The following is a 19917-nucleotide window of genomic DNA, read 5'->3' on the forward strand; positions in this document are numbered from 1 at the left end:
CCTTTACCGAATGCCTTTCTTATTGTAATACGTATACCCACTCAATTGTATCTCCTGGTTTTACCGTAACTACACCAGCACTATGGTTTGGAAAAGCACCGTTCACACGATATTTCCAACCACTAGTATCCGAAATATCTTTTTCATATAAATCATTAATACCTTTTACATAAATACTATCTCTAGATCCGCTTGCATCAACATCTAATCCTGTACGTTGCAATACTTTATACACTGTATCGCCTTCTTGTACATCCATCTTTTTCGCACCCATTATATATCCGTTATTTCCTTTTACCGAGATTGTTACTTGTTTTGCTTGTGGTTTAGGCGGTGGAACCGGATCTGGTTTTCGTTGTTCAGAATTTGGAACGGTCGGAGTCGGTATCGTTTTCTCCGCTTTATTCGGATCTTCTTTTTGCTCCTGCTTCGGTGTTTCTTTCGGCTGATTCACAACCTTTGCTTCTTCTTTTACTTCTGGTGCTTTCGGTTGTTGTTTCTCTTCTTGTGCTTGTTGCTGCTCTGGTTGCTTATTTACAGCCGGCTGTTCTTTCGGTTGTTCCTGTTGTTTCTCTTCTTTCTTTACCTCTGGTTGTGCCTGCGGCTTTTCCTCTTTCGGCTTCTCTTCTACTTTTTGTTCTTGTTTCTCTTTCTGTTCTTCTTGCTGCTTTTGCTCTGATTCAGCTTGCTTTTCTTCTGTTTTTTCTTCCGGCTTCACTTCATCTTTTTGTTCTTCTTGTTTCGCTACCTCTTCTTGCTTCGGTTCTACCTTCTTCTCAGGCTTTACAGCTGCCTCTTCACATCCGGCAAGTAGCCCGAGCGAAAGCAGTAAAGAAATGAACCATTTCACCTTACTCATCCTATCTCTCACCTTTCATACGAAAATTAGGAGCAAATAATTGCTCCTAATTTTTTGTTAAGCTGCTTTACGTCTCCATAATACATATGCAGAAGCAATACATAATACACCCATACCTACTTCTGTTGCTGCACCATGAGAAGATGCTCCTGTTTTTGGTAGACTGTTACCGTTTCCGATTTTTTTATTCTTAACCGGTTCGTTATCTACAACTACTTTTAGATTTTCATCTTTTGTTTCTTGTTGTACTTGTTTTTGTTCTTTCGGTTCTTCAGTAACTTCTTTTTCTACTACATTATTTTCTGGTTCAACGACCTTTTCTGGCTCTTCAATCGGTTTTGGCTTAATTACATTACCAGCGTCTACATTAGACCAATCATAAATAGATTTTCCCATTTCCTTAAATTGAAGTAATGCTAAAAGAGCCTGTTCTGTAGCCATTCCGTTACCATTTTGATCACTTGGTAACCATTTAAATTCACCATTTGAAAGTTGATATGATAATAGGTTTTGCATTGCCTTATGAAGACGATTTTGATCTACATCTTTAACAAGCGATAATCCAATAATTGCTTGCGCAGTACTATTTGAATTTTCTTGTCCATCAGCTGAAAAACCACCATTTTGCAGCTGTTCGTTATATAAATACGTAACAGCTTTTGTATAGCTGGTTTCACATCTGATCACTCTTGATAAGGAGCTAATGCTGATAAAACCATACCTGTTACATCAACGCTACTAGCACTATCTTTACTACCTGAACTATTATAAGTCCATCCACCGTCTGTATGCTGATTATTTAACAGTGCTTCCACTAGAGCAACTCTGTTCCATTTTGATTCAACTGGAATCTCATACTTCTTCGTATCAAATGCAAGTAAAGCAAATGCATAACCTGTAACAGAATTCACTTTATCTGACTCATACAATTTTTGAACTAAATTATGTCCACCTACATTTTTAGGGTCTGCACTCATTGCATTCATCATAATAATTGTTCTAGCTAAATCTGTCGCTGAAAAACGATTAATGCGCTTTTCTACTTTTTCAGTTACTGACTTAACATAATTTAATTTTGCCTCAATTGGCACATTCTTTCCAGAACGAGAAAGCGCTACAGCTACCCAGTCACTTTCAATTCCATCTTGTAACATTTTTTCAGATGTTTTTGAGATTGCTTCCTCTAATTGCTTCGCTGGAATTTGAACATTCTCTTGCTTTGGTTGTTCTGGTTTTTTACTATCTTGGTCACCTTGGTTTTCCCCATCTAGCGTTTTACCGTCTTGGTCACCTTGGTTTTTCCCATCTGGCGTTTTACCATCTTGATCACCTTGGTTTTTCCCATCTGGCGTTTTACCGTCTTGGTCACCTTGGTTTTTCCCATCTGGCGTTTTATCATCTTGACCTTCTGATTTTGGTTCTTCTGGTTTGCCGCCGTCAGGTTCTTCTGTTTTACACGTTCCGAACTTATCTAACGTTTCTTTCAATGTTTCCTGGCTTATATTGCTCCAGTCTGAAACAAAACGAAAGACAACAACGTCTCCAGATTTTAATTTATAACTATCTGCTCCGACTTCTGCAGACTGATCATTTACATCATACAGCCAAGCACTTGTAGCCCCGGCCATTAAACCATCGATGCCTTTTACATATGTTCCAAACGACATCGTTTCAGATTCTACTTTGTCCCCCATGACCTTTTGCAGCAAACTTAAAGCTGTTTCCCCATCTTTAATTTGCTCTTCTTTCGGACATAACATAATGCCTTTTTGTGATTCCCCAATAATTGCAAGTTTTGCTGTATTTCCTTCAGCAAACGTAATATGTACTGTATTCGCAAAAGAAACAAATACAAGTGTCACTGCCATTAACGACGTAAGCAGCCATTTTTTCAACATTGCCATCCCAAAATTTCCTCCCTTACTACCATTTACACAAAAAAAGGCCCTTCAAGGGCGTGCGATTGACACTCTCTTTTTGTAAGTGTCGAACAAAAATGTACAACACCTCCTACCCGCATCATTCGCGGCTATATTTGTATAGGAAAAATAATTTTGTTTATGAACGTATCATTGTGATAACATTCACTTTTCTTGGCACAACTTACTCCCATTTAAGTTATCGTAAAACGATAAACCTATACATTCTGTAAATTTTAAATTTCTGTATTATTTTACTATTGACAAAGAATTTTGTCCATGCTTTATCGGATTTATTTTCTAAGAATAATAACTTATTAACTCTTAACGATGTAAACTCTTTTCACTAATAATGACGCCATCTTCATCCGCATAGACATATTCATTTGGATTCCATTCTACTTGTCCAAAGTGCAATGAAATATTTCGTTCTCCTTTTCCTTCTTTCACACTTCTATTTGGCATCGTTCCTAACGCTAAAATACCAATATTAATATTCTTTAGTTCACTAGAATCACGAACATACCCATTCACAATAATTCCTGCTAGCTTTCTTTCTTCCGCAATAGCTGCCAAATTATCACCGAGTAACGCACAATTCGTAGACGCTCCGCCATCAACAACTAATACTGTTCCTTCTGGTAATGTTTGCAATCCTTCCTTCACTAGTACATTATCATCTTTCACTTTTACAGTTGCAATTTTCCCGTGGAATTGTTCTTTCTTCCCAAAAGACCGAAAAGACTGGCGACATATTTGTAATTCCTTTTCAAATTCATCACATAGATCAGTAGTTTTCCACATCTTGTTCCCTCTTTTCCTTTTTCTTTCTACATAACATATTCTTGGCTTATTATCGTTTCCCTGTCTAATATTGCAATAATTTGTATGTACGGGAAAGGATACAAAAACTATTGCCTTAAGAAGCTACCTTTATTATAATCTATTTCACAGATTAAATTCAGAATATTAAAAATTAACCAAGTAAAGAAGGAGGGATTTTATGCAAATACAAACTGAGGCAAAAAAACAACCTAGTAAACCAAAGTTTAAAATGCCTGATGCGTACGTACTACTATTTTTTATTGCCTTACTTTGCGCCATTGCTACGTACTTCGTTCCTGCTGGAGAATTTAAAAGGGTTACAAACGGGACCGTTACAACGACAATACCAGGTAGCTACCATTCTGTTCCGCAATCACCCGTAGGATTTGTTTCTTTTTTTACCGCTATTGAAAAAGGAATGACACTTGCTGCTCCTATTATCTTTCTAATTTTATTTACAGGTGGAGCCATTGCAATTCTTGAAAAAACAGGTGCTCTTGACGGTTTAATCTATCATGTTATTAACAAATTTCGTAATCAGCAATTACTTTTCATTTGTATAGTTGCTGCGCTTTTTTCTATTCTTGGAACGACTGGTATTATCGTTAACTCAGTTATCGGTTTTATCCCCATCGGCATCATCGTTGCACGCACGTTAAAATGGGACGCTATCGTCGGTGTAGCAATTATTTATTTAGGTACTTATGCTGGTTTTAATGCTACTATTTTATCTCCCTCACCTTTAGGCATTTCACAAAAGATCGCAGAACTTCCGATGTTTTCGGGAATTGGTTTACGCACAGCAATTTATATATCTTTTTTACTTGCTACCATTCTATATATAAATTGGTATGTAAAGCGCTTGAAAAAATCGAATAAAGGAAGCATCCTTGGCGACAACTGGTTTCCAAGTAACGCTCTTTCAAGCGAAAAAGAAGCAGAGAAAAAGGAAGTTCCTTGGACGATACGTCATAAATTAATTTTACTCGTTTCAGCTTTATCATTAATTGCATTTTTAATAGGCGCTTTTCGTCTGCATTGGACGGACGCAGAAATGACCGCTACTTTTATTTTCATAGCAATTACAGCCGGAATAATAGGTGGCATGAAAGCAAACGATATCGCTTCTACTTTTCTAACTGGCTGCCAAAACCTTATCTATGGTGCTTTAATTGTCGGAATGGCTCGCTGTATTTCAGTCATTTTAGAACAAGGCAAATTACTTGATACTATCGTTAACCAGCTCGCACAGTCTCTTGAAGGACAAAGCCCTGTATTTGGCGTTATCGGTATGTACGTAAGTAGTGCTGCATTACATTTCCTTATTTCATCCGGGACAGGAGAATCGGTTATTTTTATTCCGATATTAGCTCCATTAGCTGATTTTATGCACATTACACGCCAAGTTACAGTACAAGCTGTTATGCTCGGAGAAGGTGTAGTAAACTGCTTAAATCCAACTTCCGGTGTTTTAATGGGCGTTCTCGCAGCAAGCGGGATTTCTTATGGAAAATGGATTCGTTTCATGGCTCCACTTGCACTCATTTGGTTTATCATTGGACTTGTTTTTCTTATTGTTGGGGTGAATATTGAGTGGGGACCTTACTAAATACTTAACTAGATAAATAAGTACTATCGTTCCATATAAATATCTATTCTATTTCCCTCACTAGTCCTATAAAAATCATTTATTCTAGTAAAAATATAAGAAGGGATTGATCATAATGATCAATCCCTTTTATCAAAATATAATACCTTTAAAAATCTTAGTTCCAGATTTTATTTACCCATTCTGGATGATCAATAAAAGGATTGCGGTTATGTTGATATTTTGTAAAAATCACTTCATTACGCTTTCGCTCTAAATCATCGACCGGGTCTTGTTCATTCCATTTTAATAAGACAGATAGTTTCCCCATGTATGGATCTTTATTGTTATTCACTTTTTCATTTAGTTCTAAATCTATTTCGCCGTTGTCTCCCTCGTAACGAACAGCCATATAAAACAGCATTCTAGCAATATCTCCCTTTACACTATCACGAGGTTCCCAAGAATCACTATCATATTTACATTCTGTCGCTTCAGAATGATTCACACCACCATTATCAAAATCTAGATTTCCACGTGAACTATTTACAGATACATCCGTCGCTCTTAAATGATGTAGATCTGTTCCAGGTCCTGCAGTCGTTCCAAAGTCACCGTGAGATTTTGCCCAAACATGCTCTCGGTTCCAGTTATTTACTCCTGATCCATTCGTAAGTTTCCCTTGCGAACGACCAGTATATAAGAGTATCACATTATTTTTATTATTTGGATCTTCATCAGTATCTCTTAACGCTTCCCAAACCGCACTGTATGATAACTTTGTATGATTATCAATAATATTATGCAGTTCCTTCTTTAATTCTAACCCCGTTTTTCCTATTGCGTTATTATAATATGTATCATCATAATTTTTCACAATAATCTCTTGTGCTGATGCAGAAGCTACTTCACCGTGTATAGTATCTGTGAATGATAGAGATGCAGAACCTAAAATAAAAAATGAAGACAGTGTAACCATAGCAATCTTTGTATTTCGAAACTTCATATACCCATTCCCCTTTAAAATATAATTTAAAGCTATTAACTAAAAAGTGCTTTCTAACCCCCGAAACCTTTTAGAAACCCATACCCCTTTTCTGTTTATTTAATACAAGACTCTATCCAGTCTGTATCACTTCTAAACTTTTTGTTTATTCACATTCCAAACAATTTCACTTTTTACAAGGAATATCCTTTTCTTATAAAGATTATTAACATATTCTTTACAACTAAAAAGTAGTTTAATATTAACTTATAAATTTAAATTTATTTATGCAATAATGCATATTTGATAAATACTTTAAAAAACAGTTTGAATAAAATGCATTCAAAGAAAACCGTGCCACAAAACAGATACGGTCTAAGACAGAAATAATAAAAATTAAGATGATAGCTCGACTTTTCCCTTTTCCATAACTATCTTTATTTTTGTGTAAAACCATTCTTTCTCTGAATAATACGTACAAAAATAGATTGGATACCATGTAGGCACCAATCTATTTTAATTAAAGAAACTGTGTCAATTCTGAGTTCACAACACGTTGTGCAGTAATAATAACATTTTCAGCTGTTAGTCCATAAACACTATATAGTCCACCAGGTTGATTAGGAACAATTTGAACTTCATATTCAAATGCTTGTCCAAGAGCAGGATGAACTAAGCTTAGAGTTGCAAAAGTAGAAGCATTAGAATTCACATTGAAGTTTACCTGTTCAATTAATACTAATGAACCGTCAAGTCTAAAAACTCTAGCTACTCCAGTAAGTGGGCCCGCAGTACGGTTAAGGATCTTCACCCTAACTTTATTTGCATTAGCAGGTTGATTTCCTACGTTTTCAATTGGTCCTGTAGTAAGAGCCATATAACATCACCTCCATTATATTATTATTATATTCAATCACAAATATTGAAGTTATAATCTAATTACCCAATTTATTTAAAATAAAAAGAAGCTCCAAATTCTATTATATTTAGGTCATAGATATTAAACTTAATAAAATTAAATGCAGGAACATATTTGATATGTTCCTGCATTTTTAATTTGGGTACCGCTACATAGCCATCTAGCTAAGATTTTGAAGTACTTCAAAATCAAAAATCTCATCTCACCACAGTTTTCTATGGGAATCCAGTGAACAGCTTATTTACATAATTTTCATCATTGGAAGTAAATACCAATAACTAAGCGTATTACTATTCTTTAAATGAGTAACAGTTCTAAAATTGATTTTTAATAGAAAAAAAGGGTTACAGATTCGATTGTAACCCTTTTTCCAAATATTTTTTGTTTTATACGATTTCTATAATGATTACAGGACTGAAGTATGATTCAAAATAGCGTTGATTATATGATTCCAATCGTCACAGTGAATCTCGTGACCCGATCCTTCTAAGGGTAGTAACACAGCATGCGGTATTTCATTAACAAGAGCAAGACCATGCTCGTATGAAAGCACTGTATCTTCTGTACCATGGATAACCAAAGTAGGTATATTGATTTCTTTTAATCTCCCCTCATAAGAATCCTCACCTTTAAGAAGGGAATGATTAAACATACTGAGTAGATTATTTGCCCGTTTTATTTCGTTTTCTACCTGCTTATAAGCCCTCTTCTTATCGAATTTATGCTTTGAACCACAAAGTAATGCTGATCCTGCAACCAAGTAATTTGCAACAGATTCTTCATCCGACCAATTTAGTTTGGCCGCATTAGTATGGTAAGCGAGTATCTTTTCATCGATCGGAGGCAAATTTCGGTCGTTATCTTCAGAACCAAAAATACCTGATGCAATCAAAGTTATACTTATAACTCTCTCAGGGTTCCTTAAGGCTACAATTTGAGCAATCATTCCACCCAATGACATTCCAACAATATGTGCTTCGTCAATATGATATGCATCGAGTACCCCAATCGCATCATCAGCCATATCTACCACAGTATAGTGGGAACTCCCCGGTTCATAAGTAGTTGACCGTCCGACATCTCTATTATCATAACGAATAACATATCGGCCCGTATCAGCTAATTGTTGACAAAATTCCTCATCCCAATAAACCATTGAACACATGGCTCCCATAATTAGTAAGACTGCTGGATCTGCTGAATTGCCAAAGCTCTCTGTACATATATCAATTTTATTAATTTTAATAATCTTTTCAGTCATGATTAACTCCTCATTTCATTCGTATTTAGTTAATAAAAAAAGACACAACCAAATAAACCCACACATTTCGAAAAAAATAGTCGGGCATAACGAATTGTGTTTAAAATTAACGTAAACGAATGAACTTGATAATCATGTTCAACACTCTCCTATATAATGAAAATAAGGATAAAACCCTTATTTTCATTATAACATAGCTCTATCAGTAGTAATATAGGTTCATTTCTTCTTATTTTATAGTTAAAAAAGTAATTTTTACTGTATGAATCTGCACTCTTAGTTGAAGAAAAGACGATGTATACAATATCCAAACCTAATTAATATAACGTCTCATTATCAGTAGTTAATACATCTAGAAGTCTAAAAAATATCCTCCAGTTAAGTACTCTGGAGGATATTCATATTTACATAATCATTCTTACAAGAAGCCACACAAAATGAAACCTCTTTAGTACCCAAAAGGCTTACTCTTATCTATTAATAACTGTACATCGTCTTGCTCCTCTACAGATTAAACGCTCGGCTTCTCTTAATGAAATTGGAACAAGTACAGCTTCATCAACATCGTCTTCTACATCAAAAACCGCAAATGCTTCCCCACCTACGATTAAAACACAAATGAATTCTACTTCTAAATCATCATGAGACCTAGGAATACAATTGGAAATAGTACAACGTTGAATACCCCCTGCTAACAATGTTCTAGCTTCTTGCTCAGATATTCGAATAAAAACAAATTCCTCTATGGCTACATTTCCAAATTCCACTTCAATTTCTACTAGAAGAAAGAATCTGTTTCTAATTCTCACTATACAATTTGCTCCAATTGAAATAATATCTTCATTCATTCTTTTCACCTCCTTTAATACTATAAAATTCACAAAGAGGTGAAATGGTGTGGACAAGCAAACAAAAAAGTAGTTTTTTTGAAATGTGAGAAATCAGTTAACAACTATCATCAAAAAAACAGAAAAAATACCCTACACAACAGGAAGTTTTCTCTGTTTTTAGTCTGTATACGATATTCAAAATTAGTTAACATAACGTCTCATTATCAGTAGCAATGAAAAAGGAGAACCCTGCTCTCACAAGTGAAACTTCTTTTTTAGTTCTATGAATCTAGACATTTTTTATACATTCCTATCCTAACGCGGTTTTAGTGTTCTTGTTTGTTACTGGATTAGCAAAAAAACTGTATAAAATCTTTCATACTTTTAGCCGATGGGGGCCAAAACACTGCCCCCCAATACGTGCTTTCTTAGGGTATTTCTTGAACCTCCATTAAACACTCTCCCGTCACTTGTCTATCTTTAAGAGTAACTTATTTAAAGTCCTCGCACCGAGCCTTTGTCCTCCTCCCAAAGCCAAACAAACAATTCAGATTACATGCCTATATCAAACTAAACATTCAATCTTTATCCAGTTTGTAAATAAAAAAGGACAATCAGCCCCATAATGGACTAACTATCCTATAAATTATTATCTAAATTCAATAAAGTGAAACTTTAATCAGTGGGGGTTTTGTTCATCCCCACTGATTATCAGCCCTCACCAATCGTGCTTTTACGGGCAATTAATCCCCACCTAATTTCTTTGCTTCCGCTGAATTTTGAGGTGAGGGTCTTACTTACTGCCCGGCGAATAGCGGGATAAAACCAGAACTTCTTTTCCTATGTATATTTACTTCGTTACCTCTCCAAACTGCGCTCTCGTCACTTTCGCCAAGTCATCAACTTTCAGCTCAATTTGTATACCAATTTTCCCGCCGCTCACTATCATCTTATCAAGTAATTGGGCGCTTTCATCGATACATGTAGAAAATAACTTTTTCATTCCAACTGGTGAACAACCGCCGCGAATGTATCCTGACACTTTCGTAATATCTTTAACAGGAATCATTTCAATTTTCTTTTCACTTACTGCTTTTGCGGCAGCTTTTAAATTTAGTTCCTCATCTACCGGAATAATAAACACATGATAATTTTTACTATTCCCTTGAGCGATTAACGTTTTATATACTTCTCTCACTTCTCGTCCAATTTTCTCGGCTACTGATACGCCATCAATTTTCCCATCGTCTGGATCATATGACATCATCGAATATTCAATTTTTTCTTTATCTAATATTCGCATCGCATTTGTTTTATCTTTTTTCATAACGTTCTCCTTAAAACTTTATTTCATATCATTAAGTTTTCCTTTATTATACACCCTTTTCCATTTCTCCTACATAACTTCACGTATTTTTCAAAACTAAAAATATTGATAATTCAAAAATCATCTGATATAATTTGGAAAAACTTACGTTAAGGAGAGATTTGTCATGCGAAATTTTAATACTTCTTTCCAACTTCATCATCATACGTAACGCCGTGTATCCGAAGAAAAGTTTTTCTTCGTGGGTACAGGGCTTTTCCTGTTGACCCACGAAGCGTTCATAAAGCTATGTGGGTATTTTTATACCTGCATAGCTTTTTTTAATTTAAAAAAGGAGTGATTATGATGGAAATGAGAAATGTAAAAGGAACGAAAGACTATTTACCAGAAGAACAAGTGCTGCGAAATAAAATTAAAAGAGCTTGTGAAGATACGTTTGAACGATACGGATGCAAACCTTTAGAAACGCCGACGTTAAATATGTATGAGCTTATGTCTTACAAGTACGGCGGTGGCGATGAAATATTAAAAGAAATATATACACTTCAGGATCAAGGGAAACGTGAGCTCGCCTTACGATACGATTTAACTATTCCATTCGCAAAAGTTGTGGCAATGAATCCGAACCTCCGCCTCCCTTTTAAACGTTATGAGATTGGGAAAGTATTTCGAGATGGGCCAATTAAACAAGGAAGATTTCGTGAATTTATACAATGCGACGTTGATATCGTCGGTGTTGAGTCTGTCATGGCAGAAGCTGAACTTATGGGTATGGCGTTTGAACTGTTCCGAACGTTAAACTTAGAGATAACGATCCAATATAATAACCGAAAATTGTTAAATGGTATTCTTCAGGCCATTAACATCCCTACTGAGTTAACAAGTGACGTCATTTTATCATTAGATAAAATCGAAAAGATTGGGATTGATGGTGTACGAAAAGATGTATTAGAGCGCGGAATTTCTGAAGAAATGGCTGATACGATATGTAATACCGTATTATCTTGTCTAAAGCTTACTATCGCTGACTTTAAAGAAACTTTCAATAATCCACTCGTTGCCGATGGAGTAAACGAACTACAACAATTACAGCAATATTTAATCGCCCTTGGAATAAATGAAAATACGATATTCAACCCGTTTTTAGCGCGAGGACTCACAATGTATACAGGTACTGTATATGAAATCTTTTTAAAAGATGGATCGATTACATCTAGCATCGGTAGCGGTGGTCGATACGATAACATTATCGGAGCTTTCCGTGGTGATAATATAAACTATCCAACAGTCGGTATTTCATTCGGTTTAGACGTTATTTATACAGCACTATCGCAGAAAGAAACAATCTCATCTACAGCGGATCTATTTATCATCCCGCTTGGGACAGAGTTACAATGCTTACAAATTGCCCAGCAATTACGTTCCACCACTTCCTTAAAAGTCGAACTTGAACTAGCAGGACGCAAATTAAAACGCGCCCTTAATTATGCCAATAAAGAGAATATACCTTATGTGCTTATTATTGGGGAAGACGAACTTAGTACAGAAACCGTTATGCTGCGGAATATGAAGGAAGGTAGTGAAGTGAAGGTTCCGATTTCTTCTTTAAGTAGTTATTTATAATACGAACCACCCTCGTTTGGGTGGTTTTTCTATTTTATAGATACCTAACAATTAGTTTACATAAAATTATTATAATCTATTAAAAATACAAATAAACAATATCCAATTACCTGTTATTTTTGGTAATATATAGATATGAGTTGTTTTAGGAGGATTAACTTTGAAAACCTACATTCAAGCACTAAAGTGGACTACAGGGATCTATCATCTTTTATTACTTCCTTGTTATTATGTATTTCCAAGTCTTGTTAACCTATATGGGTTACCTTTACTACTATTGATTGTTTTTCATATCACTACTATTTTATTAGCTAAAAAAGAAGGCATGAATACGTACCCTCAGTATATCGGTATTATCGTTACTCTAGTTGCCTTCTTTCCTTATATAGACATCTTTCTACATATGATAGCAGCCATTTTCCTTTTATTAGATGCTGCTTCTACGAATGCAAAAGAAGTGTATGATTCATAGATGGATAAAATGAAACTTTCATCCATTGAGTTTTGAAATAGGTCAGCAAAAAGGGTTTACTTTTTAAGTAAACCTTTTTTCATTTTTAATTACTTTCCTTACTTCAGAATAATAAAAGAATATTCTGTTTAATTTTTATAAATTTCTAAATATTTATAAAACATTCAAATTAACATACATTTTAGTTATGTAAAAAATCTAAGTTTTAAGGAGATGAATCCATGCTGAAAAAGTTGGTAGCAGGTGCATTATTAACTGTCTCGTCGTTAACTGGAGGACTGGGATCAGTATCAGCTAGTACCGAAAAAGATTATACGATTTCCTCTTTCGAATATGTAACTGTAGATGAAAAGACTGTTGATTCGTTTAACAAATTGAGTGCTCCATCAAAGGAAGACGTAAAAATAACGTTAGTTCTACCGAAACAAAATCAAAATGGAGACTGGTTATCTTATGGATTTTCGAGCAAAGAAAGTTTAGAGTCTTTTATTGAAAAAGATAAACAAAGGTTGAATCATTCAATCACTCCCCTTGGTGTTGGAGGAAGCGGACCTGGTAGTACAGACTTCTATAAACTTACAAATCAAGGTAGCGAGTATTTTTCTCTAAGTAGCGGTTATAAAAACTTGTCTGCTAGTTGGCAAAATCAAATTGTTTCTGTACGTACAGCAGCTCCTACTGCTAGCTACTCAACAACACTATGGGAACGTACTTCAACTGACGGATATGGAAAAGGTGTTGTTTTTAAACATGCTGATTGGTATGGTCAAACTGCAAACTTAAATAACTTTCCAACTTCAGCAGTTGAAGTTAAAAAGTAAAAAATATAGAAATAAAAGGTGTTTTCACGTATGGAAACACCTTTTATTTCTACAACTATTTCACATAACTCGTCTATATCAATTTCAACTCTTAACTATTATTTTTCGTATTCCTATTCTCCAAAACCTTCTCCATATTATGAGTTGCCCATTCCATCATTAATAGAATCACTGGACGTAGTGATTCACCAAGCTCAGTTAACGAATATTCAACTTTAGGTGGTACTTCACGGTATACTTCACGATGTATAATCCCATCAGCTTCAAGTTCTCTCAGCTGCAGTGTTAACATCCTTTGTGTGATATTTGGTTTTAATCTTTTTAATTCATTAAACCGCTTTGTACCATCTAATAAATGATACAAAATTACCCCTTTCCATTTCCCTCCAATCACCTCAACCATAGCTTCAACTGGACAAGAATATTTATTTAAAAATGGGTAATTTATATTATTTTCATTTGAACAATCCATAATAAATCCCTTCCCTTATCAATAGTATCTTTTTTGATACTATACCACATAAATGTGCGTACTTGTATCTGTGTTACTTTAAAAATATAATTTACTTACAAAAATAAATTCATGAAAAGAGGAACTTTTATGACAAATACAAATGAAATTACAAAAGAAAAGATTATGGAGGCTTTTCATTTCAGACATGCATGTAAAGAATTCGATCCTATGCACAAAATTTCAGAAGAGGATTTCAAATTCATTTTAGAAACAGGCAGATTATCTCCTTCTTCTTTTGGATATGAGCCTTGGAAATTTATTGTCGTACAAAATAAAGAATTAAGAGAAAAACTACAACCGTATTCATGGGGCGCTGGTGGGCAACTTGCAACAGCAAGCCATTTCGTCATTGTTCTTTCAAGAAACATTAAAGATATGCATTATGATGCAGAGTATATTAAATATATGATGAACGATATTATTGGATTGCCTGAAGACACTCAAAAAATTAGATATGAATTCTTCAAAAAGTTCCAGGAATCAGATTTTAACTTATTACAATCCGATCGTGCTGTATTTGATTGGGCATCTAAACAAACTTATATTGCTTTAGGTAATATGATGACGAGCGCAGCTCAAATCGGTATTGATTCTTGTCCAATAGAAGGATTTGATAAAGAGGAAGTAGATTCTTTACTTCGTCAAGAAGGCATTATACAAGGCGATAATCTTGAAGTATCAGTTATGGTTGCCTTTGGTTACCGTAAAGAAGAGCCAAAGCGTGATAAAACAAGACAGACTATGGATACAATTGTTGAATGGATTAAGTAATATAGCACAGACAAATAATGCTCCTAATAGCTGTATACTCATACTAAAGAAGAATGAATTGTTTTCTTACGTATGAATTTGGTTTTTCATGGAAAGATATGTTAGTATGTATACAGTTTGAGTGCTCTATTTTTAGAGTCGAACAGGAGGAGAATGAATATGTCTGATATTGAAGTTGGCGAAGTGTTTACTCTTAGTGATGAGAATAACGAAGAGCAAGAAGTAGAAGTACTTGGAGCGATGGATGTCGAAGGTGCAGAATATATTGCAGTTGCCTTTGTTGAAGATATCCAAACAGAAACTGAGGAAGACATTGATATTTTCTTTTTGAAAGTAGAAGAAGATAATGAGTTTTCATACATTGAAAATGATGAAGAGTTTGATAAAGTATCTGCTGCGTTTGAAAAGATTTTGGATGAGCAAGAGCAAGAATAGTATGAATGAAAAACACGCGGGCGGATGTATATCCGCCCTCTTTTTATTTATTACTCATCCAGAGACTCACGCAGTAATTGCAGTACATCTTTCATCGCAAAAGGTCCATCTTTTTTAACATGTTCCGCAAATTCTGAAACGAGACGTAATGTTCTTACACTTTCGATTGGATGCTCTCCTGATGCACTTTCAGCTGAAAGCATAACTGCATTCGTTCCGTCCAGTACAGCTTGAAACACATCAGTCACCTCTGCCCTTGTTGGAATAGAATGATCTACCATAGATTGAAGCATTTGTGTTGCTGTAATGACATATGTATTCGTTCGATTACATTCCTGAATCATTATTTTCTGTAAAAGCGGAATGCATTGATACGGTAACTCTACTCCTAAATCGCCCCTTGCAATCATAATTCCATCTGCTTCTTTACATATATCTTGAAAATTCTCGATTGCTTCCATCGTTTCTATTTTTGCCATTATATTAGGTGACGTTTCTTTATACTGTTGTATAAAATCTCGTATTTCTTTTATATGACTAGGTTTTCTTACGAAAGAACACGCGATAAAATCAACATTCTCCTCTAAAAGAAACTGAATATCTTTTTTATCTTTCTCTGTAATAGCTGGTAAACGAACAGCCGCATCTGGTAAATTAACTCCTTTATGAGATGAGATATTGCCACCTGTTTTTACCTTCGTTTCTATTTTGTCCGTACTTATCTTTTCAACAATTAATTCAACTTCTCCATCATTAATTAAAATTCTACTGCCTACTTTTACATCATTCGCAATTCCTTCATAATCAACACTCGCTTCTGTATTACTCCCTGTAACTGATTGTGTATGTAAAATAAAAGAATCTCCTGCCTGAAGTGTAATTTGCTCTCCCTTCACTTCACCTAATCTTATTTTAGGTCCTTGTACATCACCCAAAAATTTAATAGAGTCATCTAATGATTTCACTAAACGAATGATGTCTTTATGACTTTCATGCGTGCCATGCGATAAATTCAGTCGAACAATTTTCATACCATTCTTTATTAACTGTGCTAACGTTTCTTTATTATTACTTGCGGGTCCAATTGTACAAATTCGATCGATTGTCATTTTTGTCACCATCCTTTTTTTAATAAGTTTCCCATATGAACTTAAAAATAACAGAGATTCTGACATGAATAGATTTAAATTTACACGAATTTCATAAAGTTAAACCTGTATCCCTTGCTGGCTAAGCATTAGAAGATATATTCGCTTTTTTGCAAATGAAGACATGTTGAATCGAAAGTAAAAGAAAAGTTAAGTATGGAATAAACCATTGAGAGTTTCGAAATTTTCATATATTGTATGAATTGAGTTCGAACTCAAAAATTTAAAAAGGTGGGAAAATTAGTGAATATGAAAAAATCTTTATCGGTGACAACTTTAGGGTTAGCGGTTTTAGGTTTTGGTTTTACTAATAACGCAAGTGCTTCAGAGGTCGATACTGTAGACAAGCAGCCCGTTTTAGTTGACTTTGATACAATTCAATCAACAAAAACATCTAGTGTTCCTAGTTTGACTATTGCAGCTGCACCTAAGAATGACTCTAACATTAGCGTATATACTCCCTTTTTTGGTAACCCCTATGCAGTTGCTAAATCGAAATCAACTACGACCGAAGACTATGTTTATGCAAAAGCAAGAACTTTCAATGGCGATGGCTCATTAGTGAATACGAAAAGTAATAGTGCAAAAAAATCATCCTTTGTAAGTGCTACAGCGACCAACACAAGCATTTATTATGGAGATGATTACGCTATCGGTAATCATACCTATAAATTAAGTGGTTATAATGATGTGAATCACGAAACAAAAGCTTTCTGGTAAGAAAGAGAAAAAAGATATGCATCTTGCATATCTTTTTTCTCTAATATTTTACATATATTGAGGTGCTATTTATGAAACAAATATATATTATTAGCGGTGTTTTACTTATTTCATTACTTACAATTTATATTTTGTTCAATACTTCATTCATACAACCTCATCCACCTTCCATAGAAAATAAACGAGAGCAACAAACCAATACTATTTCTTACGGATTGAAGGATAATCAAGGCCAACATATTAACAATGGTAGTACAATTACTAGTGAGGATAATAAAATTAATGTAACATTATCATTCGTACATACTATTAATGAAAACCGAAAATATGGATTAATTGTTCTAGAAGATTACGAACAAAAACCTTTTAAAATAGAAGATACTACTAATGAAATATTACACTATTTTTTTGATATGAAACCAAACAGTTCAATTACTACGAAAATCTCTTTACGCACTTCTCCTAATGCAAGTGAATTAACCTTTTTAATAATTAAAAAACCTGAATACAAATTAAAAGATAATAACTTAAATAAAGCAGCTATTTTAGAAGATATTCTAAGTATGCGATATTCAATGCATCCTCTTCAGAAAGAAAACGAAAAAATAAAACTCTCCCTTATAAATCCAGATGCTATTTTAAAAGATGGTCTTTACGAACCAGTATTTGTTACGAACCGTGAAGAGAACTTACAAACTGTCTTCTTTGAAAAGGAAGGCAAGCAATTAATTTTATCAAACGGTAATGAAACAAATGATGAAATGACTTACGCAATCGTGGCTTTTAAAGATTGGAAACAAGTTGAAATATTTAACAATAGAAAAGTCGTTTATACTAAGGTTGCACCTGAAACAAGACAAATCTTTAATTTCACATTGCCTTCAGTGGATCAGGAAAGTAATTTGCAACTCGTCGCTTTTCCATTTCCTTATAAAGTTAGCGAAGAAGATTATATCAGTCAACAAGCATTCAGTTCCTTTCGCATCGTAATTGAAAATGAAAATAAATAAGTTATACTGTGCACATTACAACAAACTAAAAAAGGCCTACTCACACGAGTAGGCTTTTGAAACTATGAAAGTTTCGTCAATAACTGATTTAAATCTTTTTTCGTTTTCGTCGTTAATGATTTCATTTTATTAATATCGATTTTTTCTTTCTCCGCTCCTACAATTAACGGATACATACTTTGACCGATTGTTTTAGAATCCGTCGGATGTGATGCTTCTAGCTCTTTTTCAATCACATCCCACTTTTCATTAATTTGTTTGCCAAGCTTATTCACTGTTTCCAATTTTGGATTAGCAGCTAACTGCTTGTCCAAGCTATCAATTAATGCTACAACTTCTTTAACATTCGTTTTCACAGCAACACTTTTCTTCGGATCTTTCGTTGTCTTTCCATTATTGTTTGTGCTTGTACTTGTGCTTTGATCTGTTGTTTTCCCGCTAGTCGTTTGATCATTCGTTTTTCCTGTCGTCTCTTTTTCTTTTGTTTTTACATTTTCGTTTTGAGTTGACGTTTTGCCGTTACTTTCTGTCCCTGATGATTCTTTCGTATTTTTTGCATCCTTATCTGTTTTTTCATTTGAAGAAGTATTTGTTTCTTTTTCAGTATCTTTCGTTGTTTTTGACGCTTCATCTGCACTTGTCGTTTTTGCTTCTCCATCATTTTGCGCAGTTACTTGCTCTTTCTTTTCCGTTTCTTTATCTGCTGAAGGACTACAAGCTGCCATAGTAAGCATTGTACCAATTGTTATCGATGCGATAGCGACCTTTTTCATTTTCATATAAATCCCCCTATGTTTTACATAATTTATCCTCCCCTTTACGATTCGATTCCCCCTTAAAAAATCCCTTTTCATACGAATTATCATCTTTCCGACAGTAATCTTCATAATAATACGTACAAAAACTGATAAACTCATTTTAATATTCGAGTTTCTTCTACTTCATTTTTCTACTCGCAAGTAAAAGAAAAAGAGTATATTGTCACATTAAGAATTACTATCTTCATATGACGATATACTCTTCTATCAAATTTTTATCTTTCTTGACATTTTATTTATACAAAAAAAATAAAATTTTCTTTCGTTTTTTGTTTCTCAACATTTGTTAACATAATATTTTTATGAATAACCACCATTCGAGTGAATGACTTGCCCAGTAACCCATTTCGCTTCTTCACTTACTAAAAAAGAAATTAAGCGCGCAGCATCCACCGGTTCTCCTACTTTACCTTGCGGGAACTTCCATACTAAATGATGCTTCAGCTCCTCTGTAATCCATCCTGTATTCGTCGGTCCTGGATCTACAGCATTCACTGTAATCCCCTTCTCCATCGCAACTGGTGCTACTGACTTTGTAAATGCTTCAATTGCCCCTTTCGTTGCTGCATATGCTAGTTCATCTGGCATTGGACCTACTGACTGTCCTGAAGTAAGATTAATAATACTCCCGCCCGTTTTAAGTGAATAATGTTTTATAAACAATGAACTTAATAGCATAGTAGCCCGAACATTAACTGTATAATGTTTATCCAACTGCTCTACATCTAATTCCTCAATTCTCGTATGAGTAGAATATACTGCATTATTAACTAGAATAGATGGATCACCTAACCGTTCTGATACCATATAAAACAAACGATTTGGCGAATAAGACTGCGATAAATTGATTTCTGCCATTTCACATCGAACATCGTAACTTTCAATTTCCTTTTTCAGCAAAAAGGGTTCTTGATCACTCATTCCCCATGGCATCGCTTTATCATACTTTGGCCAGTACGTGAAAAAAATGTCTATCCCTTTTTGAGCAAGCACCTTGCATACAGCTGCACCAATTCCATTCAGACGAGTTGCCCCTGTTACAATTGCTATTTTCTTCACCTTTTTCTCCTCC

At 34.6% G+C, this 19917-nt stretch carries 19 protein-coding genes and 1 pseudogene; 8 read left to right on the forward strand and 12 right to left on the reverse strand.

All coding sequences use genetic code 11. The features are described from left to right. Positions 1-19: 19 nt before the first annotated feature. From NST90_RS15350 to rraA, 3 genes and pseudogenes are all read right to left on the reverse strand, one after another. Positions 20-859 (reverse strand): DUF4430 domain-containing protein, encoded by an 840-nt coding sequence (locus NST90_RS15350; RefSeq protein ID WP_000048898.1) that lies wholly within the window; start codon positions 857-859, stop codon positions 20-22. Between the two features lie 57 nt (positions 860-916). Next, positions 917-2763 (reverse strand): annotated as a pseudogene (locus NST90_RS15355) (DUF4430 domain-containing protein). Between the two features lie 339 nt (positions 2764-3102). Continuing rightward, on the reverse strand, positions 3103-3582 hold the full coding sequence (gene rraA / locus NST90_RS15360; protein ID WP_000266039.1) for a ribonuclease E activity regulator RraA: 480 nt from the start codon (positions 3580-3582) through the stop codon (positions 3103-3105). 199 nt (positions 3583-3781) lie between these two features. Here rraA and NST90_RS15365 point away from each other — a divergent pair, with 199 nt between their 5' ends. After that, positions 3782-5212 carry an SLC13 family permease gene (locus tag NST90_RS15365; protein WP_001166966.1) on the forward strand — a complete coding sequence of 477 codons (1431 nt, stop codon included), beginning with the start codon at positions 3782-3784 and terminating at the stop codon, positions 5210-5212. Between the two features lie 157 nt (positions 5213-5369). On the opposite strand, the gene NST90_RS15370 is transcribed toward NST90_RS15365, so the two are convergent. The 5 genes from NST90_RS15370 to ybaK all read right to left on the reverse strand — a co-directional run bounded on the left by NST90_RS15370 (position 5370) and on the right by ybaK (position 10513). Further along, the gene (locus NST90_RS15370) at positions 5370-6197 is read right to left on the reverse strand and encodes an endonuclease (RefSeq protein ID WP_000672189.1); all 828 of its coding nucleotides are present in this window, start codon (positions 6195-6197) and stop codon (positions 5370-5372) included. 499 nt (positions 6198-6696) lie between these two features. After that, positions 6697-7053, reverse strand: coding sequence for a hypothetical protein (locus tag NST90_RS15375; protein WP_001229415.1), 357 nt, complete (start codon positions 7051-7053; stop codon positions 6697-6699). A 448-nt stretch (positions 7054-7501) separates the two neighbouring features. Next, positions 7502-8356 carry an alpha/beta hydrolase gene (locus tag NST90_RS15380; protein WP_025708764.1) on the reverse strand — a complete coding sequence of 285 codons (855 nt, stop codon included), beginning with the start codon at positions 8354-8356 and terminating at the stop codon, positions 7502-7504. A gap of 470 nt (positions 8357-8826) precedes the next feature. Beyond that, positions 8827-9204 carry a hypothetical protein gene (locus NST90_RS15385; RefSeq protein ID WP_001001282.1) on the reverse strand — a complete coding sequence of 126 codons (378 nt, stop codon included), beginning with the start codon at positions 9202-9204 and terminating at the stop codon, positions 8827-8829. Between the two features lie 832 nt (positions 9205-10036). Next, complete coding sequence (gene ybaK, locus NST90_RS15390; protein ID WP_000710857.1) at positions 10037-10513, reverse strand: Cys-tRNA(Pro) deacylase; 477 nt, start codon at positions 10511-10513, stop codon at positions 10037-10039. Positions 10514-10858: 345 nt separating this feature from the next. On the opposite strand from ybaK, the gene NST90_RS15395 reads away from it, so the two are divergent. From NST90_RS15395 to NST90_RS15405, 3 genes are all read left to right on the forward strand, one after another. After that, positions 10859-12136, forward strand: a complete 1278-nt coding sequence (locus tag NST90_RS15395) for a histidine--tRNA ligase (protein ID WP_000425991.1) — start codon at positions 10859-10861, stop codon at positions 12134-12136. 160 nt (positions 12137-12296) lie between these two features. Beyond that, entirely contained in the window at positions 12297-12608 is a 312-nt protein-coding gene (locus tag NST90_RS15400; RefSeq protein ID WP_000860724.1) for a hypothetical protein, read from the forward strand. A 221-nt stretch (positions 12609-12829) separates the two neighbouring features. Beyond that, complete coding sequence (locus NST90_RS15405; RefSeq protein WP_000914421.1) at positions 12830-13429, forward strand: hypothetical protein; 600 nt, start codon at positions 12830-12832, stop codon at positions 13427-13429. A gap of 91 nt (positions 13430-13520) precedes the next feature. Here NST90_RS15405 and NST90_RS15410 read toward each other — a convergent pair whose 3' ends face one another. Continuing rightward, a complete protein-coding gene (locus NST90_RS15410; protein ID WP_000340659.1) occupies positions 13521-13901 on the reverse strand; it encodes a winged helix-turn-helix transcriptional regulator in 381 nt (126 codons plus the stop codon). 129 nt (positions 13902-14030) lie between these two features. On the opposite strand from NST90_RS15410, the gene NST90_RS15415 reads away from it, so the two are divergent. Together NST90_RS15415 and NST90_RS15420 are read left to right on the forward strand one after the other, a co-directional pair. Beyond that, the gene (locus NST90_RS15415) at positions 14031-14714 is read left to right on the forward strand and encodes an NAD(P)H-dependent oxidoreductase (protein WP_000185709.1); all 684 of its coding nucleotides are present in this window, start codon (positions 14031-14033) and stop codon (positions 14712-14714) included. A 153-nt stretch (positions 14715-14867) separates the two neighbouring features. Continuing rightward, positions 14868-15149 carry a DUF1292 domain-containing protein gene (locus NST90_RS15420; protein WP_002005464.1) on the forward strand — a complete coding sequence of 94 codons (282 nt, stop codon included), beginning with the start codon at positions 14868-14870 and terminating at the stop codon, positions 15147-15149. 50 nt (positions 15150-15199) lie between these two features. Here the strand turns inward: NST90_RS15420 and NST90_RS15425 are convergent, their stop codons facing one another. Continuing rightward, entirely contained in the window at positions 15200-16258 is a 1059-nt protein-coding gene (locus tag NST90_RS15425; RefSeq protein WP_242266155.1) for a pyruvate kinase, read from the reverse strand. Positions 16259-16540: 282 nt separating this feature from the next. Between NST90_RS15425 and NST90_RS15430 the strand changes: the two genes are divergently transcribed. Together NST90_RS15430 and NST90_RS15435 are read left to right on the forward strand one after the other, a co-directional pair. Next, positions 16541-17017 (forward strand): hypothetical protein, encoded by a 477-nt coding sequence (locus NST90_RS15430; RefSeq protein WP_001056353.1) that lies wholly within the window; start codon positions 16541-16543, stop codon positions 17015-17017. A 71-nt stretch (positions 17018-17088) separates the two neighbouring features. Continuing rightward, complete coding sequence (locus tag NST90_RS15435; protein ID WP_242266156.1) at positions 17089-18027, forward strand: hypothetical protein; 939 nt, start codon at positions 17089-17091, stop codon at positions 18025-18027. A 62-nt stretch (positions 18028-18089) separates the two neighbouring features. On the opposite strand, the gene NST90_RS15440 is transcribed toward NST90_RS15435, so the two are convergent. Further along, complete coding sequence (locus NST90_RS15440) at positions 18090-18806, reverse strand: hypothetical protein (RefSeq protein WP_000782545.1); 717 nt, start codon at positions 18804-18806, stop codon at positions 18090-18092. Positions 18807-19145: 339 nt separating this feature from the next. Beyond that, positions 19146-19904 carry an SDR family oxidoreductase gene (locus NST90_RS15445; RefSeq protein ID WP_000716965.1) on the reverse strand — a complete coding sequence of 253 codons (759 nt, stop codon included), beginning with the start codon at positions 19902-19904 and terminating at the stop codon, positions 19146-19148. Between the last annotated feature and the right edge of the window lie 13 nt (positions 19905-19917).

The organism is Bacillus sp. FSL E2-8900 (assembly GCF_037966225.1).
Taxonomy (GTDB): Bacteria; Bacillota; Bacilli; order Bacillales; family Bacillaceae_G; genus Bacillus_A; species Bacillus_A cereus.

What these genes read in the sequence shown, in the direction of transcription:
- NST90_RS15350 (WP_000048898.1), bottom strand. Translation starts at nt 859, where the DNA reads ATGAGTAAGGTGAAATGGTTCATTTCTTTACTGCTTTCGCTCGGGCTA.
- rraA (WP_000266039.1), bottom strand. Translation starts at nt 3,582, where the DNA reads ATGTGGAAAACTACTGATCTATGTGATGAATTTGAAAAGGAATTACAA.
- NST90_RS15365 (WP_001166966.1), top strand. Translation starts at nt 3,782, where the DNA reads ATGCAAATACAAACTGAGGCAAAAAAACAACCTAGTAAACCAAAGTTT.
- NST90_RS15370 (WP_000672189.1), bottom strand. Translation starts at nt 6,197, where the DNA reads ATGAAGTTTCGAAATACAAAGATTGCTATGGTTACACTGTCTTCATTT.
- NST90_RS15375 (WP_001229415.1), bottom strand. Translation starts at nt 7,053, where the DNA reads ATGGCTCTTACTACAGGACCAATTGAAAACGTAGGAAATCAACCTGCT.
- NST90_RS15380 (WP_025708764.1), bottom strand. Translation starts at nt 8,356, where the DNA reads ATGACTGAAAAGATTATTAAAATTAATAAAATTGATATATGTACAGAG.
- NST90_RS15385 (WP_001001282.1), bottom strand. Translation starts at nt 9,204, where the DNA reads ATGAATGAAGATATTATTTCAATTGGAGCAAATTGTATAGTGAGAATT.
- ybaK (WP_000710857.1), bottom strand. Translation starts at nt 10,513, where the DNA reads ATGAAAAAAGATAAAACAAATGCGATGCGAATATTAGATAAAGAAAAA.
- NST90_RS15395 (WP_000425991.1), top strand. Translation starts at nt 10,859, where the DNA reads ATGGAAATGAGAAATGTAAAAGGAACGAAAGACTATTTACCAGAAGAA.
- NST90_RS15405 (WP_000914421.1), top strand. Translation starts at nt 12,830, where the DNA reads ATGCTGAAAAAGTTGGTAGCAGGTGCATTATTAACTGTCTCGTCGTTA.
- NST90_RS15410 (WP_000340659.1), bottom strand. Translation starts at nt 13,901, where the DNA reads ATGGATTGTTCAAATGAAAATAATATAAATTACCCATTTTTAAATAAA.
- NST90_RS15415 (WP_000185709.1), top strand. Translation starts at nt 14,031, where the DNA reads ATGACAAATACAAATGAAATTACAAAAGAAAAGATTATGGAGGCTTTT.
- NST90_RS15420 (WP_002005464.1), top strand. Translation starts at nt 14,868, where the DNA reads ATGAATATGTCTGATATTGAAGTTGGCGAAGTGTTTACTCTTAGTGAT.
- NST90_RS15425 (WP_242266155.1), bottom strand. Translation starts at nt 16,258, where the DNA reads ATGACAATCGATCGAATTTGTACAATTGGACCCGCAAGTAATAATAAA.
- NST90_RS15435 (WP_242266156.1), top strand. Translation starts at nt 17,089, where the DNA reads ATGAAACAAATATATATTATTAGCGGTGTTTTACTTATTTCATTACTT.
- NST90_RS15440 (WP_000782545.1), bottom strand. Translation starts at nt 18,806, where the DNA reads ATGAAAATGAAAAAGGTCGCTATCGCATCGATAACAATTGGTACAATG.